The organism is Streptomyces sp. NPDC001796 (genome assembly GCF_042892355.1).
Lineage (GTDB): Bacteria > Actinomycetota > Actinomycetes > Streptomycetales > Streptomycetaceae > Streptomyces.
Window position 1 is genome coordinate 14,445 of the sequence record NZ_JBIAUC010000030.1, and the last position, 22,801, is coordinate 37,245.

The following is a 22,801-nucleotide window of genomic DNA, read 5'->3' on the forward strand; positions in this document are numbered from 1 at the left end:
ATGGATGACGGCCAACTGGGGATAACTTCATTGCAGTTGGTCGCCAACTTGGAAGAGTTGGCGGAGGATGTTCCTCCTCCCGCACATCGTCCGCAGGTAGTTCCCGGATGCAGACCGCTCAATCCCTCTGTCCCGCCACCCGGTCCCCCGAGGTCCGCCCCTGGAAAGAGGTCCCGCCATGCCCGCCCTCGCCCTTCTCTCCGCCCTCTTCGTCGTCGGATTCGACCAGTTCGTCCAGTGGAAGTACGGGACGATCGGCATCATCGGGCTGACGCTGCTCACGATCGGGATCAAGGCCAACAGCCCCGCCTGCAGCTCCATAGGGGCCGTCGTCCTCGCCCTGCTGGTCGCCCAGCCCGCGCTCTGACCTGGTCAGACGACGCCGAGATCCAGCTCCGAGCTGATCGTCTCCCACAGGGCGTTGAACCACAGGTGCGACTGTTCCACGAACGTCGTGTCCCGCAGCCCGGCCCCCTGCGCGAACGGGAACAGCATCGACCGGGTCCCCTCGGCGTCGTACAGCTGCAGGTGCTCCTGGTCGATCTCCGCCTCGCGCCGGGTCAGCGTGTAGTACGCGAAGAGCGCCTCAGCGCCGTTGATCAGGTACAGCTTCACCGGTGGCGTGAAGGGCAGGGCGCGGAAGGAGACGTGCGCGTCGATGCCGTGGGTGCTGCGCAGCGCGAGCAGGTTGTGCCTGAGGACCTGGCCCTGGGCGTTGCGCTGGGCCAGCCAGCGGCGGTGCAGGCGGTCGCCGTCCGTGCCCTCCACCGGTGTGGGGAACGCCAGGTCGATACGGCCGCTGGGCAGCAGTACGCGTACGTCGACCTTGGCCGGTTTTATGCGCCCCGCGTGAATCTCGCGCAACGGCTCGCTCATCGCGAGCGTCAGCGACACCGCCGTCAGGCACAGGGCGTCGATCTCCACGTGCGGGGCCGCGAAGGCGGCGGATATCCGCGGGGCCAACGCCACCATCGTGGGCTGCGGCGGGGCCTGGGGGCCGGCCGGCGCCCTTCCCGCGTGCTGCGCCACGGTCGCCGGACTGCCCTTGGAGACGTTGGTGAGCAGTTGCTCGGACTGCAGGATGCGCAGCGCCTGGCGCACGGCTCCCCGCTCCACGCCGAACTCGTCCGCCAGCTTGGCCTGCGTGGGCATGCGCTGGCCCGGTCGCAGCACCCCCGACCTGATCCGGCTGCGCAGCTCGTCGGCCACCTCGCGGTGCGATCTCTGTGGCCGTTGTGACTTCTTCCGCCCGCCCGCGGCAGCGTGTTCCGGCTCCACGACTGAACCGTACAACTTCGCGCCATCTTCCGGCAGTTAAGGGAAAGGTGGTTATGAGACGACTCCAAGCGGAGATAAGTCAGGTGGAGTTGGCCGCCAACTCCGGCAAAGTTGAACGAGCTTGAGTGTTCCTGACCGACATGGTCGTACGAGTGACCGGGCTCCCTTCCGGAGGGGAGCCGGGAGCCCGGCGTGCACGACCACAACCACAACTGAATCGCTACGGATGAACAAGCACAGCAGTCACCACCCGCACGGAAGGAGCACCACCCGAGAGCCCGTGAGGCTCAGAAGATGTCCGGGCACCACGGTCGCCTGGACGTACGCAGCAGGGCGTCGGCGACGGAGGCGGCGCCCTTTTGCTGTTCCCGTACCCGCCCGAGCGCCGCCAGCCGCACCGCGGACTCGTCCCCGAGCCACAGGGTCGCCAACTCGCCCACCGGCAGGGTCAGCTCGGGGTCCTCGTCGGTGCGCCGGCACTCGGCGCCGTCCGGCCCGGCCTGAAGCCGGTAGCGGCCGCCGGCGCATCCGGCCTCGTCGACCACCTCCAGGACGAGCGTGCCGGACGTCGCGTAGGTGCGTGCCTCCAGGGCGCGTACGACGTCCAGGATCCGTACCCACAGCGTGTCCGCGTACGTGGTGAGGCGGGCCGCGCGCGGGTCGGGGAGGAAGTGGGGCAGCAGGTCGTCCGGGGCGCGGTTGCCGGACTTCACGGTGGTGACCCAGTCGAGCGAGCACAGGTAGTGCCACAGGGCGCGTTCGGCGCTGGGGCTGGTCGTGATCAGGCCCTTCACGGTCACGGTCTGCAGCGGCCGCTTGCCGTCGCCCCAGTGGTCGTCGCTCACATAGGCGGCGAGACCGTCGATCTCCCCGGAGGCTGAGCGGTGGACGGCGTAGAAGGGTTCCGTCCAGGAGTCGTCGTCGAAGCGCAGGGCGCCCGTGTTGAGCTGCCACCAGCGGTCGCCGCGGGAGACCGCGCCGGGCGTGGCGCGACGGAAGCGCTCGTGCAGCTCGGGGCCGAGTTTGCGGACGTCGTCCGCGTCCACGAGGTCTATACGACCGTCGTCGAGGACCGGGCGGTGGCGCTCGAGGCCGGTGCGGGGGACGTCGATGGTCCACTCGGCGGTGTGGGCGGCCGGGCCGAAGCCGTAACGACCGTAGATGGGGTATTCGGCGGCGGTGAGGGTGGCGACGACGTCGCCGCGGTCCTTCGCGGCGGCGAGGTCGAGGGCCATCATGCGCGTCAGAAGGCCGCGGCGGCGGTGGGTGGCCGTGACGGAGACGTTGGTGATGGCGTCGGCGGGGACCGGTGCGCCGCCGACGGCGGTCAGCTCCTGCGGGAAGGAGCGGAAGGTGGCGACACAGCGGGCGTCGTCGAAGGCCGCGAGGGTGCGGGCGGGCGTGATGTTGCCGCCGCGTACGGCGAGTTCCCGGTCGGAGACGTGGGGGGAGCTGAGGAACCCGGTGTGCAGGGCACGGATCCAGTCGGGGATCTCGGAGTCGGTGATGGGGCGTACGTCGAGGTCCTGAGGATGGCGGCTCATGGGGTCACGGTAGGAGCGCGGGGGCGGGGGTGTCGCGTGGATTTACGCCTGGGCCGCCGGACCCCGCTCGTCGCTCTCGGGCCCGCTGGTCGCCCCGGTCTCCGCCTCGTCGCCCTCGCAGCGCGCCAAGCGGTCCGCGCCAAGCGGTCTCCTAGAACACCGCCCGTATCTCGCCCACCTCACGGCCCCCGCCCAGCAGCGGTGCCCTGCCGATCCGCCGGACCACCGGGGCGTCCACTCCCATCAGCGTCAGTGCCCTGGACAGGACCGGGCCCAGGGTCCGGGTCGCACCGTCGTCGATCTTGAAGGCCAGGGCGCGGCCGTCCGGGAGGGCCACCGCCTGGACCGCCTCCGCGCCCATCTTCGACAGGGCGCCCGGTATCTCGCGCATCAGCCAGGTGTCGGGCCGACGTGTGCCCGCCACGTACTCCGGGTGTGCCCGCATCGCGTCCGCCACGTGGCGTTCGGCCGTGCCCGGGGCCGCCAGGACGAAGGAGCGGTAGGCGCGGGCCAGGCCGGTCAGGCTGATCGCCATCAGCGGCGCCCCGCAGCCGTCCGTGCCCACCGCCGCCACCGGCTCCCCGGCGGCCTCCTCCACCACGGAGTGGATCAGCTGCTGAAGAGGGTGTTCGGGGTCGAGGTAGGTCTCCAGCGGCCAGTCCCGCAGGGCGCAAGCCGCCAGCATCGCCGTGTGCTTGCCGGAGCAGTTCATGGTGACCCGCTCGCGGACGGCGCCCGAGGCCAGGTACGCCTCCGCCTCCTGCGGGTCCAGCGGCAGGTCCGGCGGGCACTGCAGGAGCTCGGGGGCCAGCCCGTGCTCCGCCAGCATCTTCCGCACCAGGTCCAGGTGGAACGTCTCGCCCGAGTGGCTCGCCGCCGCGAGCGCGAGCCGCTCCCCCGTCAGCTCCAGGCCCGCGCGCAGCACACCGGCCGCCTGCATCGGCTTGTTCGACGAGCGCGGGAAGACGGGCGCCGTCACGTCGCCGACGGCGAACTCCACGGAACCGTCCTCGGCGAGCACCACCAGACTCCCCCGGTGCCGTCCCTCGACGAACCCGGACCGCACCACCTCGGCGAGCACCGGGGGCGCGGAGGACTGCGCGGATATGGCGGGCTGGGCGGAAGTCGACATGGGTGGGCTGCCCTTCGGGACGGGGACCTGGCCGGCACGGCCCGGGACGGGTTCCCTCCCGGGCGGCGGGCACGCTCAGGGGCCCCGGGATACCGGGGCCCTGGCGTCACGTGAGCAGGTCGTCTACTTGCGCTTCCCCTTCACGGTACCTTCGGGCGATCTCGGCACTGCAGTCGTCCGCCGTGCGCTGCACTTCCTGCCGCCGCCGGGAGACCTGCTGCTCGTAGCGCACGAGCCGCCCCATCCCAGCGCCCAACTCATCGTCCGTGCGCGCCTGGAGGTCCGACAGCTCCACCTCGGCGAGCATCTCGGCCGCCAGCCGCCGGTACTCCTCGCCGTGCGGTGTGCCGAGAGTCACATGCCGGGCCGAGGACCGCTGGCGGGCGGGGGCGTCCCTGAGGATCTCCGGAAGCCGTTCCATGACCCCGTCGGGCGCCGCGCCGCCCCCGCGCCGGGCCAGCTCCGCGCGCAGGATGTCGATACGGCCCTGCAGCAGCCGCCGTACGTAACTGAGGTCCGCCTCGTCCCGCTGGGCGTCGCGGCGCAGCGCGCGCAGCTCCGGCAGTCCCAGGCCGGACAGGCGGCGCTCCTGCGGGTACGCCCGGCTCGAAGAGCTCGGGGGAGGATCGACGGGCAGCGGGGGGCTGTCCGTGCGCTGCACGGGCGCCCGGCACTCCGCCATGGTTGCCGTACGGGCGGGCTGCTGCCCGGTACTCGGTGTGCTCATGTACCTACCGTCCCCTCGACCGGCGCGGCACCCCCCACGGATGCGCCGCTAACACACGCATCGTGCCACTGCAAGTAGCCGTAATGTGGCCAAGTGACCATGGACAGCCCAGATGGGGGTGTTGAGGGTCAAGGCGGAACGACCAGTTGGCCGTATCCCGGCGCCGCCGTGCCGCACGGCATCATGGTCCTCATGCGTGCGGTGGTGCAGAGGGTCGACGGCGCGAGCGTCGTCGTGGACGGTGAGACGGTCGGCGAGATCGGCGGCGAGGGGCTGTGCGTGCTCGTCGGGGTGACGCACGACGACACCAAGGAGAAGGCGGCCCAGCTCGCCCGCAAGCTGTGGTCGATCCGCATGCTGCACGACGAGAAGTCCTGCTCCGACATCGACGCGCCGCTGCTGGTGATCAGCCAGTTCACGCTGTACGGCGACGCCCGCAAGGGGCGCCGGCCGACCTGGAACGCGGCCGCCCCCGGCGATGTCGCCGAGCCGCTGGTCGACGAGGTGGTCGCGCAGCTGCGGGCGCTGGGGGCGACGGTGGCGACGGGGCAGTTCGGGGCGGCGATGCGGGTGTCGCTGACGAACGACGGGCCGTTCACGGTGCTGCTCGAGATCTGAGCCCGGCGGCGGGGGTCGTGCAGCCCGGCGCTGAGGGGGTGCCTCCGCCAAGCTCTTCGAGCAGGGGGCACCCCCGGCGCCCACCCGTGCCGCCCCTGGGGGTCCCCCAGGGGCGTTGAGGCACTGGGGGAGGCACGACTGCCCGCGGCTGCGCCGGGCTCACCGCAGCCGCGCCGGGCTACGGCTCGACCACGACCTCCTGGGCCGCTGCCGTCTCGTCCGCCATCAGGCGGGCGTCCACGGGAACGTTCCGCTTGACCAGGGCCAGGGCGACCGGGCCCAGTTCGTGGTGGCGTACCGAGGTCGTCACGAAGCCGATCTTGCGGCCGTCGGGGCCGTCGTCCGCGAGGCGCAGTTCCGTGCCGTGCGGGGGCAGGTGGACCTCGCTGCCGTCGAGGTGGAGGAAGACCAGGCGGCGCGGCGGCTTGCCCAGGTTCTGGACACGGGCGACCGTCTCCTGGCCTCGGTAGCAGCCCTTCTGGAGGTGGACGGCGGTGCCGATCCAGCCCAGCTCGTGCGGGATGGTCCGGTGATCCGTCTCGAAGCCCAGGCGCGGGCGGTGCTGCTCCACGCGCAACGCCTCGTAGGCGAGGATGCCGGCCGCGGGGCCGTTCTTCTCCGCGTAGGACTCCAGGTCCGCTCGCGGCAGGAACAGGTCCCGGCCGTACGGCGTCTCGCGGACCAGCACCCCCTCGGGCGCCTCGGCGATCGAACCGGCCGGCAGGTGCACCACCGCGAAGTCGTCCGTCCGGTCGGCGACGTCGACACGGTAGAAGAACTTCATCGACTCCAGGTACGCGATCAGCGCGCGCTGGGTGCCGGGCTCGACATGCGCCCAGACCGTCTCGCCGTCGTCGACCAGGTACAGCGCATGCTCGACGTGGCCGTGCGCGGAGAGGATCAGCGCCTCGGTGGCCTGGTGCGCGGGCAGCTCGCTGACGTGCTGGGTGAGCAGCAGGTGCAGCCAGCTCAGCCGGTCCTCGCCGCTGACGGTGACCACACCGCGGTGCGAGAGGTCCACGAATCCGGAGCCGTCGGCAAGGGCACGCTGCTCGCGGAACAGGTCGCCGTAGTGGGCGGCGACGCCTTCGTCCACGCCCTCGGCGGGGACGGCGCCGGGCAGGGACAGCAGGGGACTCTTCATGGTCTCAAGCCTACGACGGGGTAGTTGAACTCTTGAGCGAGCAGTCCTTGCACCGGCCGAAGATCGCGAAGTGCTTCATGTCCGTGTCGAAACCGAACTCGTCGCGCAGCTTGGCGGTGAACTCCGCGGCCACGCCGACGTCGGCCTCGATCACGTTCGTGCAGTCCCGGCAGACCAGGTGGATGTGGTGGTGCCGGTCCGCGAGGTGGTACGTCGGCGCTCCGTGCCCGAGGTGGGCGTGGCTGACCAGCCCCAGCTCCTCCAGGAGTTCCAGGGTCCGGTAGACGGTGGAAATGTTGACCCCCGACGCCGTCTTCCTCACCTCGCCGAGGATGTCGTCGGGGGTCGCGTGCTCCAGTGTGTCCACGGCTTCGAGCACGAGTTGCCGCTGCGGGGTCAGCCGGTAGCCGCGCTGCCGCAGATCGCTCTTCCAGTCGGTGCTCACCACAGCCCCAGTGTAGGAGCGGCGGGCGCCGGTGGCGTTCCCCCGCGGGGTTCATGCCGCGGCCGGGAGGTAGGGGCCGGGTCCCTTCAGGGTGCGCTGGACGGGGGTGGTCGCGGTGTGGCGCAGTCCCGGCAGGGCCGCCACCGACTCGGTGAGATAGCGGTAGAAGAGCTGCGCGGTCGGGACGTCGACGCTGGCGTAGAGGTTGGTCGTTCCGGTCACTGCGCCGGCGAAGGCGACCTCGGGGTGTGCGGCGAGCGCCGCGCCCGCGTCGGCGAGGCGCGAGGGGTCGATCTCAAGCCACAGGGAGGCGCGGAAGTTCTGCCGCAGCACGTCGGGGTGGTACTCGACGTCGAAGTACAGGGCGCCGGCCACCCTGAGTTCGCTGATGCGGCGGCGCACGGTGGACGGCGACAGGCCGGTCGCGGAGGCCAGCTCTCCGACCGCCGCCCTCCCGTCCCGGGCCAGCAGGTCGAGCAGCAGCCGGTCGCTGTCGTCCAGGGTCACCGCAGGTGTGGCGTCCGTGACCGGTTCGGGTGCCACCCGCGGTGTGAGCGCCTCGATCTGTGCGGCGGTCAGCGGTCCCCGCTTGTTGATCGGGCTGAGGTCCCTGCCGAAGAAGACGTGCAGCAGGCAGTGCGCGGACACGTCCACCACCTGCGGCGTGCGCGGCAGTTTCTGCAGGAGGGGTGAGTCCTCCAGACCCGGGCCGCGGGTCCGCACCGAGCAGTTGATCTCCGTTCCCCCGGAGCTGATGTGGACCCAGCTCGTGTCGGTGCGCCGTGCCAGCGCCTCGCCGATGGAGGCGGCGGCGTCGGGCGTGCACCGGACGCGTACGAGCCAGCCGGAGTCCCCCAGCCGCCGGGGATCGGTCAGTCCCAGTACCCGGAGCCTCCCCGAGGACCGCAGCCGTGCCCAACGGCGCGCGGCGGTCTGGTCGGACACACCGAGCGCGTCGGCGATCTCCCGGAACGAGGCCCGTCCGTTGATCTGCAGCGCCTGCGCGAGCGCCATGTCCTCGTCCGAGAGTCCACGGTCCGGGCGCCGAGGAATGTCGAGATACGTCTTCACAGCGCCCATGGTGTCGGATCCGTGCAAAACGGGGGCGCTGACTCACTGATTCACAGCGCCCTGCCCAACGCTCGGAGCCGGACAACACGCCGGAAAGACCCGGTCCCGACCCGAACCCGGCCCTGGCCCCGATCTCGCACCGGGACCCGAACCCGCCGGAACCCGACCCCGAACTCCGAACGGAGAACCGACATGCGCAAGTGGTGGCCCCTGACGGCGGTCTGCCTGGGCGCCTTCATCCTGCTGGTGGACGTGACCATCGTGAACGTCGCGCTGCCCAGCATCGCCGACGACCTGGACGCCCCCTTCACCTCGCTGCAGTGGGTGATCGACGGATACGCCCTGGCCCTCGCTTCCCTGCTGCTGGCCTCCGGTTCCCTGGCGGACCGGTTCGGTCACCGCCGCTTCTACGTCTACGGCCTCGGTCTCTTCGCCGCGGCCTCCCTGCTGTGCGGCCTCGCCCCCACCGCGGGCGTGCTGGTCGCCGCCCGCGTGGTGCAGGGCCTGGGAGGTGCCGCCATGTTCGCCACGGCACCCGCCCTCCTGATCGATTCCTACCAGGGCCGGGACCGGGGGACGGCCTTCGGCGTGTGGGGTGCCGCCAACGGGGCCGCCGCCGCGGCCGGCCCCCTGCTCGGCGGTCTGCTCACCGAGCATATGAGCTGGTCCGCGATCTTCTTCGTCAACCTGCCGATCGCCGCCGTCGCCATCGTCATGACGCTGCGCGTGGTGCGCGCCGACCGGCCCGGCACACCCTCCGGTCACGGCGCAACGGTCCGCGTCGACCTCCCGGGCGCGGCGGCCTTCACCGCCGCGGCGGGCGCCCTCGCCTACGGGCTCATCCGCGGCGCGGACGCGGGCTGGGCCTCGGCCGAGATCTTGGCCGCGTTCGCCGTCTCGGCCCTGGCTCTCGCCGCGTTCGTGGTGATCGAGCACCGCACGGCGCGGCGCGGCGGTGCCCCGATGCTGGACCTCGGGGTGTTGCGTCGTCCGTCCTTCGCGGGCCTGATGAGCGGTGCACTGCTGCTGCAGGGCGGCGCCTTCGGCTGCCTGGTGCTGGTCTCCCTCTGGCTGCAGTCCGTTCTGGGGCTCAGCCCGGTCGCGGCGGGCCTCGCCCTGACCCCGTTGGCGGGGGCGTCCTTCCTCGTGGCCGCCGTGGCCGGCCGGCACATCCCGCGGTTCTCCCCGCGCCTGCCGATCGGGGTGGGTCTGCTGTTCGTCGCGGCGGGCATGCTGCTGCTGCGGGCGGCGATGACGGCCGACGCCGGGCGGGCCTCCCTGGTGTGGGGTCTGGTGGTGACGGGAGTCGGCGTGGGCCTGGCCACGCCCGTCCTGGTCTCGGCGGCCACCTCCACGGTGCCGCCGCGACAGGCGGGGATGGCCGGCGGGGCGGTCAACACGTTCCGCCAGTTGGGCATGACCCTGGCCATCGCCGTCCTCGGCGCGGTCTTCACCACCCGGACGGCCGACGTACTGGCCGGGTCCGGCACGGTACCGGACGCCGACCGGGCCGCCTCCGCCCTGGCCGCGGGGCAGGCACAGCACCTGTTGGCGGCGGCGCCCCCGGCACACCGCGACGCTGCACGCCAGCTGCTGCACCGGGCCTTCGCCGAGGGCCTCGACCAGGTCTTCCTGCTGTCGGCGACCGCGGCGGCCCTCGGGGGGCTGGTCGTCCTGCTCCTGGTACGCCCGACGAGCCGCACGGACCCGGCCTCCGGAAGCGGCTCGCCGACCGCGCGGGCATCCGATCGTCCGCTGAGCCCGACGGCAGGCCGGGCCGACCGCGGATAGCACCCAGACATGTAAGAGGCGTGACGGCCCCGGTGATCACCGGGGCCGCGCGCAGCTCTGCCGGGGCCTGTCCCTGCCGGGGCCTGTCCCTGCCGAAGCTCCGCGCCGAGGGATCGGCGCACGGTACTGTCGGCACCAGCAGCACCGGCTCTCGATCCGGAGGGAACCCCCGTGACCGCTCAGCACCCGGAACCTCACCCCGAGCCGCTGCTTCCCATGCCTGCTCTCACCCCTGAGGCACTGCGTACCGCGGTCGAACGGCTGACCCCGAGCCGGGTGCCGGCGTTCGTTCAGGACCTCGTGGAGGCGACGACCAACGCCCAGCAGACTCAGTCCCTCGCTCCTCTGCGCACCTTCGTCCACACCTGGGGCGTGTTCGTCGCCATCCAGCGTCAACCGTCCCGCGCCGCGCGCCTGCGTCACCTGGAAGAAGTGGTCAGCGGGGGCGTGGAGGACCCGATGGACGCCATCGCCGAGATCCGGAAGATCCACGCCGAGGCGGAGGCGGAGGCCGGTCTTTGAGTGACTGGAAGTGGGACTACAACCCGAGCGAGGAGTACCTGACCGCCGGCCTCCCCGTCGGCGTGGTGGCGGAAGTGGAGCGCATCGCCACCGAAATCGCCGCCCTGGGACGTGACGCCGAGACGGCGGGCAGCCGACCGGAGGGGAAGCCCGGCGGGCTCCGAAACTTCCCCATCTTCGGCGGACGCGGCTTCATCCAGTTCCTCGCCGTTCCCCGACACGAGTGCGTCTACATCTGCAACGTCGTCTGGAACGGGTGAACCGGACCTACTTGAAGAACGCGATCCCGTCGTCCGGGAGGTCGTCGGGGAGGGCCTTCGCCCAGCGCTCGACGTCCTCCGGGGTGACGACCTTCTTCAGGTGGGCCGACATGTACGGGCGCAGCTCGACCTCCGGGGTCTGCTTCTCGCCGACCCACATCAGGTCGCTGTTGACGTAGCCGTACAGGCGCTTGCCGCCGGTGTACGGGCCCGAGGCCGCCGTACGGGCCACCGCGTCCGTCGCCAGGTCGATCTGCGGCTTCTGGTGCGCCAGCTCGCCGTACCAGACCTCGACGACACCGTCGTTGCGGACCATGGTCACCTCGACCTTGCGGTCCGCGTCGATCCGCCAGTAGCCGGACTCCGACTCCAGCGGCCTGACCTTGTTCCCGTCGCCGTCCAGCACCCAGGTGTGCGAGTGGTACTCCAGGAAGTCCCGACCGTCGTGGGTGAAGGAGACTTCCTGCCCGAAGTTGCACTTCTCGGAGCCGGGGAAGTCGTGCACACCCGCGCCGGTCCAGTTCCCGAGCAGGAAGGCGAGCGGGACGAGGTCCTTGTGGAGGTCGGACGGGATCTCGATCATGAGCAGCTTTTCGTCGTGGATGGCGTGGGGGTCAGCGCTGGCCCTCGAAGAGCTTCTTCACGGTCAGCCCGGCGAAGGCGAGCACGCCGACGCAGACCAGGACCAGCAGGGTTTCGAAGAAGATCTCCACGGGGTGCTCCTCGGATGAGCGCGGTACACGTACACAGGGCCAGGTCCCACTCTAGTCGGGTGGACCCCGAGCCTCTTTATCAGGTGCGCTTGACCTCGTCGATGAAGCGGGCCCAGGCGGCGGCCTCGAAGAGGAGGGTCCCGCGGGCGGGGTCCTTGCTGTCGCGGACGGGGACGACGGAGGGGAGGTCCTTTGCCACCTCGACGCACTGGCCGCCGTCCGAGTTGCTGTAGCTGCTCTTGTGCCACGTCACGTTGGTCAGGTCGATGGCTCGCACGGCACTTCCTCCAACATCCGCAGGATGAACTTCCGCGACTCGACCGGGGGCAGGGCCATGTCGCGCACCGCATCATATGTGCGGTGGAAACGCTCAACCCTGCCTGATTCCTCGACCAGTTCGCCGCGTACGTCGTTCTCGGCGTACGCCACGGTACGGCCGTCCAGCAACCGCAGGACATCAGATCGGTGCTCGCCAGGCCATGAAAACCCGCGCTGAACGGCAGTACGTGGAGCGTGATGTTCGGGCGGTCTGCGGCCTCCGCCAGATACTCCAGCTGCTCCCGCCACTCCCGCGCCTCGCGCATCGGCGTCCTCAACACGGCCTCGGAGAGGATGCCTCGGAACGGTGGGGCGTCGCCCCCCTCCAGTAGCTTCCGCCGTCCGATGCGCGCGTCGACCTGCTGGTCCAGCTCTTCGCCCTTCAGGCCACCTGCCGCGAGCGCTTCACGCGCGTACCCAGCCGTTTGAAGGAGCCCAGGAGGCCTGCTCACGGCGTAGTGCCACAAGCTCACCGCCTCCGCCTCCAACATCATGTACCGCCGGTACTGCTCCTTGAACTGCGACGGATCCCCCACCGCCAGCTCCCACAGCGCCAGCAGCAGCCCCGGCGTCCCGTAGTACTGGTCCAGCGCCTGTACGACCTCCGGGCCGCCCAGCGTCTGGCCGCTCTCCATCTTTCCGAACCGGGAGGGGTCCCAGCCGACCGCCTTCGCCAACTCCCGCAGGCTCACGCCCCGCTCCGTCCGCAGCAGCCGTAACTCCTCCGCGAACCGCCTGCGCGGCTCCTGGCTCCGTCCCGTGATCACCCGTCTCGGCGGCATCGCGCTCCTCCGTGCAGTACGGCCGTGGAAGGTGTGGAAAGAGCGCCTGGAGGCGGAGAAGCAGACCTCGTCCACGGCGTTGCGGCCCTGCTCAGGGGCCATGCTCGTAACGTCCGGAACACGCAGCGTAGTTCAAGCGTCGCGCTGCGCGCAGGCGTTGTGGAAAGGAACGGAACCGATGACGGCCCTGGAACGCGGAGCGCTCGTCTGCGACCCGGCCACGCGCAAGGTCGGCGAGTACCAGGACAGATCAGGGCCGTACGCCATGCTGCGCCCGGTCGGCGGCGGCCGGGAGTGGCAGGCCGACCCCGATGCCCTTCGCCCCGCCACCCTGCGGGAGCGGATCGGCGCCGGGGTGCGGGCCGCGAACGAGCGCGCCCGGGCCGCCGACGACACCAGCCGCCCGCCGCTGCCCGTCCAGGGATGTGCGACGTGCGAGGAGCTGGCCGCGCGGCGGGAGATCGCGCGGGCGGAGTACGACGGCAGCACCGAGACGGACGCCAACGTCTTGCTGCGCCGCCACCGCAACCAGGAGCACCGCGCCTGACCGGGCCCACCGCCTTCACCCCGGCAGGACTAGGCTGCGGGCATGGCCAAGAAGCTCGTGATCAAGGTGACGGCGGGGGCCGACGCGCCCGAGCGCTGCTCTCAGGCGTTCACGGTGGCGGCGGTCGCCGTCGCCAGCGGCGTGGACGTCTCGCTCTGGCTGACCGGTGAGTCGTCGTGGTTCGCGCTGCCGGGCCGGGCCGCCGAGTTCGAACTGCCGCACGCCGCGCCGCTTCCCGACCTGATCGAGTCGATCATGGCGGCCGGCCGGATCACCCTGTGCACCCAGTGCGCGGCCCGCCGCGAGATCACGGAGAAGGACGTCATCGAGGGCGTACGGATCGCGGGCGCGCAGGTCTTCGTCCAGGAGTCACTCGCAGACGACACGCAGGCGCTCGTCTACTAGGGCGCGTATCGAGTCGCGATCAATCCGCGGGACTCACCCTCGTACGAACCCTGATCACGCGACCGACGGGCAGTCGTACTGAATGCGCATGCCGGTCAGCCTGTGGGCAGGCCGATCTTGTCGCGTTCGAGCACGGAGCGGAGCTCCGAGAGGATCTGTGCGGCGGCGAGCCCTGAGGGGCTGCCGAGGGGCATGGAGCACACCGGGACCATGTACCTTGCGGGGCAGGACCCGCACCAGCCCATGCTGAGCCCCGCCACCCTCGCCGACCTGACCGGCTTCCCCCCGATACTTCTGCAGGCGGGCACCAACGAAATGCTCCTGGACGACTCCACACGCATGGCCACGCGCGCGAGGGAGGCCGGAGTGGACGTCATCCTGGACATCACCGCTGACGTTCCCCATGTCTTCCAGGCGTTCGCCGGCGTTCTGGACGAAGCCGACGAGGCGCTGGAGCGCGCCGCTGTGTTTCTCAGTCAGCACATCCGCGCCAGGGGCACGGCACACACGTCGGCAGGCTGAAAGCCGACAGACGGTCTCATACGGACCACGGTCGGGGACGCCGGACCACCGGGTGGTGAACCGGGGGCCTCGCCGCCGTCGCAGGGCTATCGCCGTTTCTTGCCGTCCAGCTCGTCCCACCACTCGTCGGACTGCGGGTCTCCGGACGGGTCGTCCCACCAGCGGTCGTCGGGACCCCTGCGGTTGGCCACCATCGCGGCCAGGGGCGGGATCACCATCGCCACCACGCACATGCCCACCGCCGCCGGAACCGACCAGATGCGCACGACTCCCCAGGCCAGGACGAACAGCGCCAGGCAGGTTCCCATCATGGCGAAGTACACGTGGCGTCGTCGTGCGTACATACCTTCACTATGCCCCGCGGACATGCGGAAGGACCGCACCCGAGGTGTCCAACCCGTGGGTGCGGCCCTTCAGCCATGCGCGGTACTGCTCAGACCGCGATCGCGACCTCCGCGAGGCCGCCCTTCTGGGCGACGACGGTACGGTCCGCGGTGCCACCCGGCACCAGGGCACGCACGGTCCAGGTGCCCTCGGCCGCGTAGAAGCGGAACTGTCCGGTCGCCGAGGTGGGGACCTCGGCGGTGAACTCGCCGGTCGAGTCCAGGAGGCGCACGTAACCGGTCACGGGCTCGCCGTTGCGGGTCACCTGGCCCTGGATGGTGGTCTCACCGGGCTTGATCGTCGAGGCGTCGGGGCCGCCGGCCTTCGCTCCACACATGTGCTTCTCCGTCTTTTCTGAAAGGTCGGTCTTACTTACCGGCGCCGAGCTCGATCGGCACGCCCACCAGGGAGCCGTACTCCGTCCAGGAACCGTCGTAGTTCTTGACGTTCTCCTGGCCGAGCAGCTCGTGCAGCACGAACCAGGTGTGCGCGGAGCGCTCACCGATGCGGCAGTAGGCGATGGTGTCCTTGGCCAGGTCCACGCCCTCGGCCTCGTACAGCTCCTTCAGCTCCTCGTCGGACTTGAAGGTGCCGTCGTCGTTGGCCGACTTCGACCAGGGGATGTTCTTGGCGCTCGGGACGTGGCCCGGACGCTGCGACTGCTCCTGCGGCAGGTGCGCCGGGGCGAGCAGCTTGCCGGAGAACTCGTCGGGCGAGCGGACGTCGACCAGGTTCTTGGTGCCGATCGCGTCGACGACCTCGTCGCGGAAGGCACGGATCGAGGCGTCCTGCGGCTTGGCCTTGTACTCGGTCTTCGCGCGCTCGGGCACCTCGGTGCCGTCGACCAGCTCGCGGGCGTCCAACTCCCACTTCTTGCGGCCGCCGTCGAGGAGACGGACGTCCTCGTGGCCGTAGAGCTTGAAGTACCAGTAGGCGTAGGCCGCGAACCAGTTGTTGTTGCCGCCGTAGAGGACGACCGTGTCGTCGTTGGCGATGCCCTTCTCCGACAGGAGCGTCTCGAACTGCTCCTGGTTGACGAAGTCGCGGCGGACCGGGTCCTGGAGGTCCTGCTTCCAGTCGATGCGGACAGCGTTCTTGATGTGGTTCTTCTCGTATGCCGTGGTGTCCTCGTCGACCTCGACGACGACGACCTTGGGGTCGTCCAGGTGCTGCTCGACCCAGTCGGCGTCTACCAGGACGTCGCTGCGGCTCATGCTCTTTCTCCTCCGGGGCAGTTGCGGCGGGGCGTTGCAAGTCAGAAGGGGTGCGGGTACGCGGTGTCGCGGTGGCGTACGCGGCGCACGAGTGGCCCTGTGTCAGGAGCCAGGGCCGGGATACGGGAGTGGATCTCTCCCGCTCAGGAAGTGCGACAGAGCATGGCGGCGACGCGGCACAGGTCTACTGCCCGCCGCTTCGTGAGATCCGCCTGTCGCTGCATGGGGTCGATCGTAGGGACCGGGCACGGGGCGTGTCACCGGCGTGTCGAATGGTGAGATGCGATCGTCCGGCATGCGGGACGAGGAGAAGCACGGAACGGTCGGCGCACGCCTCCCCGACGCGCCCGCCCGTCACGCCATCTACGGTACGGACGGGGCCGTCTCGCCCATCGGACAAACGACCTGCGCCCTGCCTGAGCCGGCCCGGCTCGGCCTGCCCCGGCTCACATCCCGGGGCCTGCCCTCGCAGCCGGTCGCCAGGGGTCGTCCTACCCGGCGAGCCGGACGCCCGAACCCTTCACCGCGATCTCCACACCGTTCTCACCGGCCTCGACGTTTTCGAGCTTGATACCGCCGGGGAGCTGGTCGATGCGCTGCTGGAAGTCGGTGATCGCGCGGATCTGGGAGCCCGCGACCTCCATGCCGGCGAGCTTGGGCAGGCTGTCGGCGTGCACCCTGACCGTGTTGCCCTGGGCGGTGACCGAGCTGAGGACGTAGACCGGGTTCGGCAGCTTGACGGGCGCGTCGACCTTCACCGCGACCTTGATCTTGCCGTTGCCACCGTCGGAGAGGCCGATCACCTGTGCGGTGACGTCGGGCAACACCTCGGTGGGCCGGGCCTTGGCCGCCTTCAGCAGCTCGTCGTAGGTGATGAGCGCGGTTCCGGTGGCGGTGGCCGCGGTGGCGGAGCTGTAGTCGCCGGAGAACGTCACGTCCTTCATCGACGCGTTCAGGTCGGCGATGCGGATCTTCTCGGAGCCGTTGCCGGTGGTCGCCTCGTAGTCCTTGATGCCGACCTCGACATCGTCCAGCTCGCCGGAGAGGACCTGGGTGAGGAAGGGGAAGCCCTTGATGGACACGTCCGGGGTGGTGGCCAGGTTCTCGGTGGTCCTGAGCTTGTCGGCCGCCTCGTTCTGCGCGAAGTGGACCGCGACCCGGTCCACGATCACGAAGAGGCCGCCCAGGATCACCACGAGGATCAGCAGTATTCGCAGTGCGCGCATGCTCGGTTGTCCCCCACGTCGGCGGTCGTCACGGCGGTCCCGACGGCCCGGTGGCCGTCCTGCGTGACAGTACCCGCCGGGGGAAGGGGTGACGGGGAATTGTTGATCAGCTGTGACACGGAGGGGGCGGGGCCCGGCTTGCTCAGCCCAGCGCCCGGCCCAGTACGTAGATCACCGGTGCCGCCGCCGTCAGCGGCAGCGCCACGCCCGCCGTGAAGTGGACGAAGCGGGAGGGGTAGTCATAGCTCGCCACCCGGTGGCCGATCAGCGCGCAGACGCCCGCCCCCAGCCCGAGGAACGCGCCCGACGCACCGGAGGTGCCGAAACCCGTCGCGCCGCCCATCGCGATGCCCGCGCCCGCCGCCGCCAGCAGGGCCACCACCACCGACGCCGCCGTCGGCAGCGGCAGCGCGCGGGCCAGGACCGCCACGGCGACCGCGATCGCGCCCACCGTGACCGCGTCGGGTGCGGCCGCCAGGTGGCCGGCCGCGACGATGGACAGCGCGGCCGAGGCGACCGTCGCCATCAGGCCGTACATCCGTGTGTCCGGGTCGGCGTGCGACCTGAGCTGGAGGGCCAGGGACAGCAGGACCCAGACGCCGAGCGTGCCCAGGATCGCCGCCGGCGCCTGCTCCCGGCCCGCCACCAGCAGGGCCACGTCCGCGGTGGCTCCGCCCAGGAACGCCAGCGCGATGCCCTGCCGGGCCGGCCACATGCCGTTCAGCCGGAACCATCCGGCCGCCGTCACGGCCTGCAGGATCACCAGCGGTACGACGAGCGCGTACGTCCCCACGGCCGCGGCCCCGGCGAGCAGCGCCCCCAGCCCCGCGGTGAGCGCGGCCGGCTGCAGCCCGGGCTCGATGATCGGCGAACGGCCCTCGAGCCGGGCCCGCTGGTTGGCGGGCAGCGTGGACAGGTCGACGGCGGGCGGCTGGGGCTCGGAGGTGGCGGTCGTCGTCATGGCGGCGACGCCGGGCGCCGCGTAACCGTGCGGCTCGTACGCCTGCGCGTGCGCCTCCGGCGGCAACGGCTGCGCGGCCCCGTACGGCTGCTGCCATTGCTGATGCTGCTGCGGGTGGGCCGCGCCGTTCGGGTCGTACCAACCCTGCTGCCGGTACCCGTCGTGGCCGTGGTGGGGCTGCTGGGCGGCATGGCCCTGGTGTGCCTGGTGGGCGTCATGCCCCCCGTAGCCGGGGGCCGGGTGTCCCTGGTGCCCCTCGTATCCCTCGTACGGCTGGTTGCTCATCGCTCATCCTCCTGCGAACGGCGGGAGCACCTCGACCGTGCCGCCCTCGGCCAGCCGTACCGTCTCGTGCTCACGGGTCCCGACGGGGTCACCGTCGACCAGGAAGGAGCAGCGCTTCAGGACGCGGACCAGTTCGCCCGGATGCCTCTCGCGCGCCGCGTCGAGCGCCTCCGCGAGCGTCGTCGCGTCGTACGGCTCCTCGGCGACCCCGGCGGCCGCCTTGGCGGCGGCCCAGTAGCGCACCGTGCCCTTTGCCATCTGCTTCCTCGACTCGGTCGTGGTGAACACCGCTCAGGCTAGCCCGCCTGCGCGGCCACCCACGCGCCGATGCGGGCCAGCAGGGCGTCGTCGCTGGCGTTCTCGGCGTGGCCCATGCCGGGCTCCAGCCACAGTTCGGCGTGGTCAGGGGCCGCCTCGGCCAGCATGCGGGGGTGGTCGAGGGGGAAGTAGCCGTCCTGGTCTCCGTGCACGATCAGCAGCGGGGTCGGCGCGATCAGGGGGACGGACTCGACCGGCGAGTCCGGGACCGGGTCCCAGTCGCGGTGGTGGATGCGGGTGCGCAGGCCGTAGCGGCCCAGCAGACGGCCCTCGGGGCGGGTCACCAGCCAGTGCAGCCGCCGCATGGGGGCCGTGCCCCGGTAGTACCAGCGGGCGGGCGCGGACACGGACACCACCGCGTCCGTGCCCGCGCCCGCCTCGTGCGCCGCCGCGTGCCGCAGCACCACCGAGCCGCCCATCGAGAAGCCGACGGTGGCCACGCGCGTGTGGCCCAGCTCCCTCGCCCACCGCACGGCGGCCGCCAGATCGTGCACCTCCCGGTCGCCGACCGTGGACCGGCCGCCGGAGGCCCCGTGGCCGCGGAAGGAGAACGTCACCACCGCGCCGTACTGCCTGAGGACGCCCGCCACCCGGCGTACATGGGGCCGCTCGAGATCACCCGTGAAGCCGTGGGCCACGACGATCGCAAGATCGTCCAGGTGGCCGGAAGGTGGACGTCCGGTGTCGTATACAACGGATCCCGGATCGTATGCGGCGTCGATCGCCACCCCGTCGAGCGTGCGGAGAAACGTCCGCACAGGCCCGCGCCGAGCCGTCTCAGAGTGCGGACGAACCGTGGATCGCGCCGTTCCACCTGCCGTACCAGTGCCCATGTGGGCTATTCTGCTGGGCAGAGGACTCGGGCAGCGTAGCCCCCGGGTCCTTTTGTGCTTTCGGAAGCGTTGTATACGACGCGGGAAACCGCAGGTGTACGGGCCCCCGGGATGCGCAGAGCAGTGCCGCCCCGCCAAACGTCCTCGCAGGGACCGAGGAGGAACCAGACGTATGAGTTCTCTGCTGCTCCTGACCAACGCCCTTCAGCCGTCGACGGAGGTGCTTCCCGCTCTCGGCCTGCTCCTGCACAACGTGCGAGTGGCTCCGGCGGAAGGCCCCGCCCTCGTCGACACCCCCGGTGCCGACGTCATCCTCGTCGACGGGCGACGGGACCTGCCGCAGGTGCGCAGCCTGTGCCAGCTGCTGCGCTCCACCGGGCCCGGCTGTCCGCTGCTCCTGGTCGTCACCGAGGGCGGTCTCGCGGCCGTCACCGCCGACTGGGGCATCGACGACGTGCTCCTCGACACCGCCGGCCCCGCCGAGGTGGAGGCCCGCCTGCGCCTGGCCATGGGCCGCCAGCAGATCGTCAACGACGACTCCCCGATGGAGATCCGCAACGGCGACCTGTCCGTGGACGAGGCGACCTACTCCGCCAAGCTCAAGGGCCGCGTCCTCGACCTCACCTTCAAGGAGTTCGAGCTCCTGAAGTACCTCGCGCAGCACCCCGGCCGGGTCTTCACCCGCGCCCAGCTGCTGCAGGAGGTCTGGGGCTACGACTACTTCGGCGGCACGCGCACGGTCGACGTCCACGTACGACGGCTGCGCGCCAAACTGGGGCCCGAGCACGAGTCGCTGATCGGCACCGTCCGCAACGTGGGCTACCGGTTCGTCACCCCGGAGAAGGTCGAGCGCGCCGCCGAGGAGGCGAAGGCCAAGGCGGCCCGGCCGAAGGCGGACGACGCGGACGAGTCGGCGCCGGTGTCGGGGGCCGAGGTGACCGCCGAGGCGTAGGCGGACGTCACCCCGGAGGAGACGCAGGTCACGGCCCAGGTCACAGGTGGGGCATAGAACGCCGAAAGCCCTGCCCAGAGGTGGTCCATCCGCGTAGACTCCGCGCGTGGCCAAGGTGACTCGGGACGATGTGGCGCGGCTGGCGGGGACATCCACCGCCGTCGTCAGCTATGTCATCAACAACGGACCCCGGCCGGTCGCCCCGGCCACGCGCGAGCGCGTCCTCGCCGCGATCAAGGAACTGGGATACCGGCCCGACCGGGTCGCCCAGGCCATGGCGTCGCGGCGCACGGACCTCATAGGCATGATCGTGCCGGACGCGCGCCAGCCCTTCTTCGGGGAGATGACGCACGCGGTCGAGCAGGCCGCCGCCGAGCGCGGAAAGATGGTGCTCGTCGGCAACACCGACTACGTGGCCGAGCGCGAGGTCCACTATCTGCGGGCCTTCCTCGGCATGCGCGTCTCCGGGCTGATCCTGGTCAGCCACGCGCTCAACGACCACGCCGCCGCGGAGATCGACGCCTGGGACGCCCGGGTCGTCCTGCTGCACGAGCGGCCCGAGGCGATCGACGACGTCGCCGTCGTCACGGACGACCTGGGGGGCGCCCAGCTCGCCGTACGGCACCTGCTCGAGCACGGGTACGAGTACGTCGCCTGTATGGGCGGTACGGCCGAGACCCCGGCGGTCGGCGACCCCGTCTCCGACCACGTCGAGGGCTGGCGGCGCGCGATGCAGGAGGCCGGCATCCCGACGGAGGGCCGCCTGTTCGAGGCGCCGTACAACCGGTACGACGCGTACAACGTCGCCCTGGAGCTGCTGTCCGGGCCGCACCGCCCCCCGGCGATCTTCTGCTCCACCGACGACCAGGCGATCGGCGTGCTCCGGGCGGCCCGCGAACTGCGGATCGACGTGCCCGGGGAGCTGGCGGTGGCCGGGTTCGACGACGTGAAGGAGGCGGCGCTGACGGACCCGCCGCTCACCACGGTCGCCTCGGACCGTTCGGGCATGGCCCGTGCGGCCGTCGATCTGGTGCTCGACGACGGGCTTCGGGTGGCCGGGTCGCGGCGGGAGCGGTTGAAGCTGTTCCCCTCGCGGCTGGTCGTGCGCCGTTCCTGCGGTTGCGAGCAGGGCCCCTCGCGGCCGCAGTAAGACCCTTTCGGAGTCTTCGGAGCCGGGTCTCCCGCACGTTCCCGAGGCGGCTTTATATCGGGCATACACGGTTCTGTCGGGCTTCTCAGCGGGGACTCAGGTAGCTCTCATGATCACGGGACACTCTCTCTTGCATGACCGAGAGCTTCCGCCGCAGCGGCGAGTACGAGTACCGCCAGGGTCACGGACCCCAGTCCGCGTACCCCGAGCAGCAGCAGCACACCTCCTCACCCGTGAACCCGGAGTGGCCGCCCCCTCCGGCGTACGAGCCGGCGCAGCCGGCGGTCGCGGCCGGCGGCGGTCATGACGGATACGGCGGCGACGACGGCACTGCCGTCCTGGCCGCCGTCCCGGCCCAGCCCGGGGCGAAGCGGCGCACCAAGGGCCCGCTCGCGCTCCTCGCCGCCGTGGCGATCGTCGCCGCGGCCATAGGTGGCGGCACGGCGTACGGGATCCAGGAGCTGACCGGCAAGAACACGGCCGTCTCCTCGAGCTCGACCAGCACCAACGTGGTGCCGTCCAGCGCCAAGGGCACGATCGCCGGGGTGGTCGCCGCGGTCAACCCGAGCATCGTGGAGATCAACGCCGCCTCGAACGCCGGTGAGTCGACCGGTTCCGGCGTGATCATCACCGGCGACGGCCAGATCATCACCAACAACCATGTCATCTCCGGTGCCTCCTCGATCAAGGTGACGACGAGCGACGGCAAGTCGTACACCGCGCAGGTCGTGGGCACCGACAGCAAGAAGGACCTGGCGCTGCTCGAGCTGCGGGGCGCCTCAGGGCTGAAGGCCGCCACCCTCGGCAACTCCGACGGCCTCCAGGTCGGCGACCAGGTAGTCGCCATCGGCTCCCCCGAGGGCCTGAGCGACACGGTCACCAGCGGCATCATCTCCGCACTGGACCGCGACGTCACCGTGCCGACCGACGAGAACCAGCAGCAGGGCGGCAGCGGCCGGTGGCCGTTCGCGTTCGGCGGCCGGCAGTTCAACGGTGAGACGGGCTCGTCCACGACGACGTACAAGGCGATCCAGACGGACGCCTCCCTCAACCCGGGCAACTCCGGTGGCGCCCTCATCGACATGAACGGCAACGTCATCGGCATCAACGCGGCGATGTACTCGGCCAGTTCGGACTCGACCTCGTCGAGCGCCGGCAGCGTCGGCCTGGGCTTCGCCATTCCGATCAACACCGTCAAGTCCGACCTGGCGACGCTGCGCTCCGGCTCCCAGAGCTGAGCGGGCGCCCGCCGGGCGAGTGGTAAGGAGTACGACATGATCACGATGGCTGTGCACGAGGTCACCGGTGCGACCGAGCCCGGCGGAGTCCTGCTGGCCCTGGCCGTGGCGAACGAGCTCCACGCCCCGATGCGGCGCCGGGTGCGCACCCGGCCTCAGCCCCGGCCCCGGACCCGGCCGCGGGTCGAGCGCGCCCCCGAGGTGGCGGTCCCGCAGTTCACGGTCCCGCAGGTGGCGGTCCCGCAGCTGATGGGACTGCGGATGACGGCGGCCCGGCCGCACCGCCGCAAGGTTCCGCTGAACCGGCTGACCGCGGTGATGGGCTGACCGTAGCTGTTCAGTGCCCGGGGCCGGCAGCTGTGCAGTGCCCGGGGCCGGCGGCACGACCGTCCGCAGCCACGTCTCACCCTTTCCGTCCCCG

Annotated in this window: 29 protein-coding genes and 1 pseudogene; 12 read left to right on the forward strand and 18 right to left on the reverse strand. The window is 71.1% G+C overall.

Annotated features, from left to right (window positions below):
* Window positions 1-178 precede the first annotated feature (178 nt).
* Window positions 179-367, forward strand: a complete 189-nt coding sequence (locus tag ACFYZE_RS34260; protein WP_103844350.1) for a hypothetical protein — start codon at window positions 179-181, stop codon at window positions 365-367.
* A gap of 5 nt (window positions 368-372) precedes the next feature.
* Here ACFYZE_RS34260 and ACFYZE_RS34265 read toward each other — a convergent pair whose 3' ends face one another.
* From ACFYZE_RS34265 to ACFYZE_RS34280, 4 genes are all read right to left on the reverse strand, one after another.
* On the reverse strand, window positions 373-1,278 hold the full coding sequence (locus tag ACFYZE_RS34265) for a GntR family transcriptional regulator (protein WP_389003024.1): 906 nt from the start codon (window positions 1,276-1,278) through the stop codon (window positions 373-375).
* A 287-nt stretch (window positions 1,279-1,565) separates the two neighbouring features.
* Window positions 1,566-2,822, reverse strand: coding sequence for a GNAT family N-acetyltransferase (locus ACFYZE_RS34270; protein WP_389003027.1), 1,257 nt, complete (start codon window positions 2,820-2,822; stop codon window positions 1,566-1,568).
* 151 nt (window positions 2,823-2,973) lie between these two features.
* The gene (locus ACFYZE_RS34275; RefSeq protein WP_389003030.1) at window positions 2,974-3,954 is read right to left on the reverse strand and encodes an asparaginase; all 981 of its coding nucleotides are present in this window, start codon (window positions 3,952-3,954) and stop codon (window positions 2,974-2,976) included.
* 106 nt (window positions 3,955-4,060) lie between these two features.
* Window positions 4,061-4,681 carry an AmfC protein gene (locus tag ACFYZE_RS34280; RefSeq protein ID WP_389003032.1) on the reverse strand — a complete coding sequence of 207 codons (621 nt, stop codon included), beginning with the start codon at window positions 4,679-4,681 and terminating at the stop codon, window positions 4,061-4,063.
* Window positions 4,682-4,873: 192 nt separating this feature from the next.
* Between ACFYZE_RS34280 and dtd the strand changes: the two genes are divergently transcribed.
* On the forward strand, window positions 4,874-5,299 hold the full coding sequence (gene dtd, locus ACFYZE_RS34285; protein ID WP_389003035.1) for a D-aminoacyl-tRNA deacylase: 426 nt from the start codon (window positions 4,874-4,876) through the stop codon (window positions 5,297-5,299).
* Between the two features lie 178 nt (window positions 5,300-5,477).
* On the opposite strand, the gene ACFYZE_RS34290 is transcribed toward dtd, so the two are convergent.
* From ACFYZE_RS34290 to ACFYZE_RS34300, 3 genes are read right to left on the reverse strand one after another with little or no spacing between them, the layout of a single operon-like run.
* The gene (locus ACFYZE_RS34290) at window positions 5,478-6,443 is read right to left on the reverse strand and encodes a YgfZ/GcvT domain-containing protein (RefSeq protein ID WP_389003038.1); all 966 of its coding nucleotides are present in this window, start codon (window positions 6,441-6,443) and stop codon (window positions 5,478-5,480) included.
* Window positions 6,444-6,453: 10 nt separating this feature from the next.
* Entirely contained in the window at window positions 6,454-6,891 is a 438-nt protein-coding gene (locus ACFYZE_RS34295) for a Fur family transcriptional regulator (protein WP_389003041.1), read from the reverse strand.
* Between the two features lie 48 nt (window positions 6,892-6,939).
* Window positions 6,940-7,959 (reverse strand): Lrp/AsnC family transcriptional regulator, encoded by a 1,020-nt coding sequence (locus ACFYZE_RS34300; protein ID WP_389003169.1) that lies wholly within the window; start codon window positions 7,957-7,959, stop codon window positions 6,940-6,942.
* A gap of 192 nt (window positions 7,960-8,151) precedes the next feature.
* On the opposite strand from ACFYZE_RS34300, the gene ACFYZE_RS34305 reads away from it, so the two are divergent.
* From ACFYZE_RS34305 to ACFYZE_RS34315, 3 genes are all read left to right on the forward strand, one after another.
* Window positions 8,152-9,750 (forward strand): MFS transporter, encoded by a 1,599-nt coding sequence (locus tag ACFYZE_RS34305; RefSeq protein WP_389003044.1) that lies wholly within the window; start codon window positions 8,152-8,154, stop codon window positions 9,748-9,750.
* Between the two features lie 171 nt (window positions 9,751-9,921).
* Complete coding sequence (locus ACFYZE_RS34310; RefSeq protein ID WP_389003047.1) at window positions 9,922-10,272, forward strand: DUF6247 family protein; 351 nt, start codon at window positions 9,922-9,924, stop codon at window positions 10,270-10,272.
* Window positions 10,269-10,532 carry a hypothetical protein gene (locus tag ACFYZE_RS34315; protein ID WP_389003050.1) on the forward strand — a complete coding sequence of 88 codons (264 nt, stop codon included), beginning with the start codon at window positions 10,269-10,271 and terminating at the stop codon, window positions 10,530-10,532. The genes ACFYZE_RS34310 and ACFYZE_RS34315 overlap by 4 nt, the downstream gene beginning before the upstream one ends.
* A gap of 7 nt (window positions 10,533-10,539) precedes the next feature.
* Here ACFYZE_RS34315 and ACFYZE_RS34320 read toward each other — a convergent pair whose 3' ends face one another.
* From ACFYZE_RS34320 to ACFYZE_RS34330, 3 genes and pseudogenes are all read right to left on the reverse strand, one after another.
* Window positions 10,540-11,115, reverse strand: coding sequence for an FABP family protein (locus ACFYZE_RS34320; protein WP_103844340.1), 576 nt, complete (start codon window positions 11,113-11,115; stop codon window positions 10,540-10,542).
* A 209-nt stretch (window positions 11,116-11,324) separates the two neighbouring features.
* Window positions 11,325-11,522 carry a DUF397 domain-containing protein gene (locus ACFYZE_RS34325; protein ID WP_389003053.1) on the reverse strand — a complete coding sequence of 66 codons (198 nt, stop codon included), beginning with the start codon at window positions 11,520-11,522 and terminating at the stop codon, window positions 11,325-11,327.
* A pseudogene (locus ACFYZE_RS34330) lies at window positions 11,504-12,345 on the reverse strand (helix-turn-helix domain-containing protein). Before ACFYZE_RS34330 ends, ACFYZE_RS34325 begins: the two are co-directional and overlap by 19 nt.
* 178 nt (window positions 12,346-12,523) lie before the next feature.
* Between ACFYZE_RS34330 and ACFYZE_RS34335 the strand changes: the two are divergent.
* From ACFYZE_RS34335 to ACFYZE_RS34345, 3 genes are all read left to right on the forward strand, one after another.
* Window positions 12,524-12,892, forward strand: a complete 369-nt coding sequence (locus ACFYZE_RS34335; RefSeq protein WP_389003056.1) for a hypothetical protein — start codon at window positions 12,524-12,526, stop codon at window positions 12,890-12,892.
* A 42-nt stretch (window positions 12,893-12,934) separates the two neighbouring features.
* Entirely contained in the window at window positions 12,935-13,297 is a 363-nt protein-coding gene (locus ACFYZE_RS34340; RefSeq protein WP_103844335.1) for a DsrE family protein, read from the forward strand.
* A gap of 192 nt (window positions 13,298-13,489) precedes the next feature.
* A complete protein-coding gene (locus ACFYZE_RS34345; RefSeq protein WP_389003059.1) occupies window positions 13,490-13,819 on the forward strand; it encodes an alpha/beta hydrolase in 330 nt (109 codons plus the stop codon).
* Between the two features lie 86 nt (window positions 13,820-13,905).
* Here the strand turns inward: ACFYZE_RS34345 and ACFYZE_RS34350 are convergent, their stop codons facing one another.
* The 8 genes from ACFYZE_RS34350 to ACFYZE_RS34385 all read right to left on the reverse strand — a co-directional run bounded on the left by ACFYZE_RS34350 (window position 13,906) and on the right by ACFYZE_RS34385 (window position 19,040).
* Complete coding sequence (locus ACFYZE_RS34350; protein WP_389003062.1) at window positions 13,906-14,163, reverse strand: DUF3099 domain-containing protein; 258 nt, start codon at window positions 14,161-14,163, stop codon at window positions 13,906-13,908.
* Window positions 14,164-14,252: 89 nt separating this feature from the next.
* A complete protein-coding gene (locus ACFYZE_RS34355; protein ID WP_103844331.1) occupies window positions 14,253-14,540 on the reverse strand; it encodes a DUF1416 domain-containing protein in 288 nt (95 codons plus the stop codon).
* 31 nt (window positions 14,541-14,571) lie between these two features.
* Window positions 14,572-15,417 (reverse strand): sulfurtransferase, encoded by an 846-nt coding sequence (locus tag ACFYZE_RS34360; protein WP_389003065.1) that lies wholly within the window; start codon window positions 15,415-15,417, stop codon window positions 14,572-14,574.
* A 143-nt stretch (window positions 15,418-15,560) separates the two neighbouring features.
* A complete protein-coding gene (locus tag ACFYZE_RS34365) occupies window positions 15,561-15,641 on the reverse strand; it encodes a putative leader peptide (protein ID WP_355139345.1) in 81 nt (26 codons plus the stop codon).
* 267 nt (window positions 15,642-15,908) lie between these two features.
* The gene (locus ACFYZE_RS34370; RefSeq protein WP_389003068.1) at window positions 15,909-16,643 is read right to left on the reverse strand and encodes a DUF2993 domain-containing protein; all 735 of its coding nucleotides are present in this window, start codon (window positions 16,641-16,643) and stop codon (window positions 15,909-15,911) included.
* A gap of 142 nt (window positions 16,644-16,785) precedes the next feature.
* Entirely contained in the window at window positions 16,786-17,889 is a 1,104-nt protein-coding gene (locus tag ACFYZE_RS34375) for a hypothetical protein (RefSeq protein ID WP_389003071.1), read from the reverse strand.
* Window positions 17,890-17,892: 3 nt separating this feature from the next.
* The gene (locus ACFYZE_RS34380) at window positions 17,893-18,147 is read right to left on the reverse strand and encodes a MoaD/ThiS family protein (RefSeq protein ID WP_200421040.1); all 255 of its coding nucleotides are present in this window, start codon (window positions 18,145-18,147) and stop codon (window positions 17,893-17,895) included.
* Between the two features lie 38 nt (window positions 18,148-18,185).
* Window positions 18,186-19,040: an alpha/beta hydrolase gene (locus tag ACFYZE_RS34385; RefSeq protein ID WP_389003074.1), complete on the reverse strand. Its 855-nt coding sequence runs from the start codon at window positions 19,038-19,040 to the stop codon at window positions 18,186-18,188.
* A gap of 172 nt (window positions 19,041-19,212) precedes the next feature.
* Between ACFYZE_RS34385 and ACFYZE_RS34390 the strand changes: the two genes are divergently transcribed.
* From ACFYZE_RS34390 to ACFYZE_RS34405, 4 genes are all read left to right on the forward strand, one after another.
* Window positions 19,213-19,992, forward strand: a complete 780-nt coding sequence (locus ACFYZE_RS34390; protein ID WP_389003078.1) for a winged-helix domain-containing protein — start codon at window positions 19,213-19,215, stop codon at window positions 19,990-19,992.
* Window positions 19,993-20,098: 106 nt separating this feature from the next.
* Window positions 20,099-21,142 (forward strand): LacI family DNA-binding transcriptional regulator, encoded by a 1,044-nt coding sequence (locus ACFYZE_RS34395; RefSeq protein WP_389003081.1) that lies wholly within the window; start codon window positions 20,099-20,101, stop codon window positions 21,140-21,142.
* A 134-nt stretch (window positions 21,143-21,276) separates the two neighbouring features.
* Window positions 21,277-22,380, forward strand: coding sequence for a S1C family serine protease (locus ACFYZE_RS34400; RefSeq protein ID WP_389003084.1), 1,104 nt, complete (start codon window positions 21,277-21,279; stop codon window positions 22,378-22,380).
* A 36-nt stretch (window positions 22,381-22,416) separates the two neighbouring features.
* Window positions 22,417-22,707, forward strand: coding sequence for a hypothetical protein (locus ACFYZE_RS34405; protein ID WP_389003087.1), 291 nt, complete (start codon window positions 22,417-22,419; stop codon window positions 22,705-22,707).
* Window positions 22,708-22,801 lie beyond the last annotated feature (94 nt).

Bases quoted from the DNA above. Each gene is read 5' to 3' on its own strand.
- ACFYZE_RS34260 (WP_103844350.1), top strand. From the start codon at position 179: ATGCCCGCCCTCGCCCTTCTCTCCGCCCTCTTCGTCGTCGGATTCGAC.
- ACFYZE_RS34270 (WP_389003027.1), bottom strand. From the start codon at position 2,822: ATGAGCCGCCATCCTCAGGACCTCGACGTACGCCCCATCACCGACTCC.
- ACFYZE_RS34275 (WP_389003030.1), bottom strand. From the start codon at position 3,954: ATGTCGACTTCCGCCCAGCCCGCCATATCCGCGCAGTCCTCCGCGCCC.
- ACFYZE_RS34280 (WP_389003032.1), bottom strand. From the start codon at position 4,681: ATGAGCACACCGAGTACCGGGCAGCAGCCCGCCCGTACGGCAACCATG.
- dtd (WP_389003035.1), top strand. From the start codon at position 4,874: ATGCGTGCGGTGGTGCAGAGGGTCGACGGCGCGAGCGTCGTCGTGGAC.
- ACFYZE_RS34290 (WP_389003038.1), bottom strand. From the start codon at position 6,443: ATGAAGAGTCCCCTGCTGTCCCTGCCCGGCGCCGTCCCCGCCGAGGGC.
- ACFYZE_RS34305 (WP_389003044.1), top strand. From the start codon at position 8,152: ATGCGCAAGTGGTGGCCCCTGACGGCGGTCTGCCTGGGCGCCTTCATC.
- ACFYZE_RS34320 (WP_103844340.1), bottom strand. From the start codon at position 11,115: ATGATCGAGATCCCGTCCGACCTCCACAAGGACCTCGTCCCGCTCGCC.
- ACFYZE_RS34335 (WP_389003056.1), top strand. From the start codon at position 12,524: ATGACGGCCCTGGAACGCGGAGCGCTCGTCTGCGACCCGGCCACGCGC.
- ACFYZE_RS34340 (WP_103844335.1), top strand. From the start codon at position 12,935: ATGGCCAAGAAGCTCGTGATCAAGGTGACGGCGGGGGCCGACGCGCCC.
- ACFYZE_RS34345 (WP_389003059.1), top strand. From the start codon at position 13,490: ATGGAGCACACCGGGACCATGTACCTTGCGGGGCAGGACCCGCACCAG.
- ACFYZE_RS34350 (WP_389003062.1), bottom strand. From the start codon at position 14,163: ATGTACGCACGACGACGCCACGTGTACTTCGCCATGATGGGAACCTGC.
- ACFYZE_RS34355 (WP_103844331.1), bottom strand. From the start codon at position 14,540: ATGTGTGGAGCGAAGGCCGGCGGCCCCGACGCCTCGACGATCAAGCCC.
- ACFYZE_RS34360 (WP_389003065.1), bottom strand. From the start codon at position 15,417: ATGAGCCGCAGCGACGTCCTGGTAGACGCCGACTGGGTCGAGCAGCAC.
- ACFYZE_RS34365 (WP_355139345.1), bottom strand. From the start codon at position 15,641: ATGCAGCGACAGGCGGATCTCACGAAGCGGCGGGCAGTAGACCTGTGC.
- ACFYZE_RS34370 (WP_389003068.1), bottom strand. From the start codon at position 16,643: ATGCGCGCACTGCGAATACTGCTGATCCTCGTGGTGATCCTGGGCGGC.
- ACFYZE_RS34375 (WP_389003071.1), bottom strand. From the start codon at position 17,889: ATGAGCAACCAGCCGTACGAGGGATACGAGGGGCACCAGGGACACCCG.
- ACFYZE_RS34380 (WP_200421040.1), bottom strand. From the start codon at position 18,147: ATGGCAAAGGGCACGGTGCGCTACTGGGCCGCCGCCAAGGCGGCCGCC.
- ACFYZE_RS34385 (WP_389003074.1), bottom strand. From the start codon at position 19,040: ATGGGCACTGGTACGGCAGGTGGAACGGCGCGATCCACGGTTCGTCCG.
- ACFYZE_RS34390 (WP_389003078.1), top strand. From the start codon at position 19,213: ATGAGTTCTCTGCTGCTCCTGACCAACGCCCTTCAGCCGTCGACGGAG.
- ACFYZE_RS34400 (WP_389003084.1), top strand. From the start codon at position 21,277: ATGACCGAGAGCTTCCGCCGCAGCGGCGAGTACGAGTACCGCCAGGGT.
- ACFYZE_RS34405 (WP_389003087.1), top strand. From the start codon at position 22,417: ATGATCACGATGGCTGTGCACGAGGTCACCGGTGCGACCGAGCCCGGC.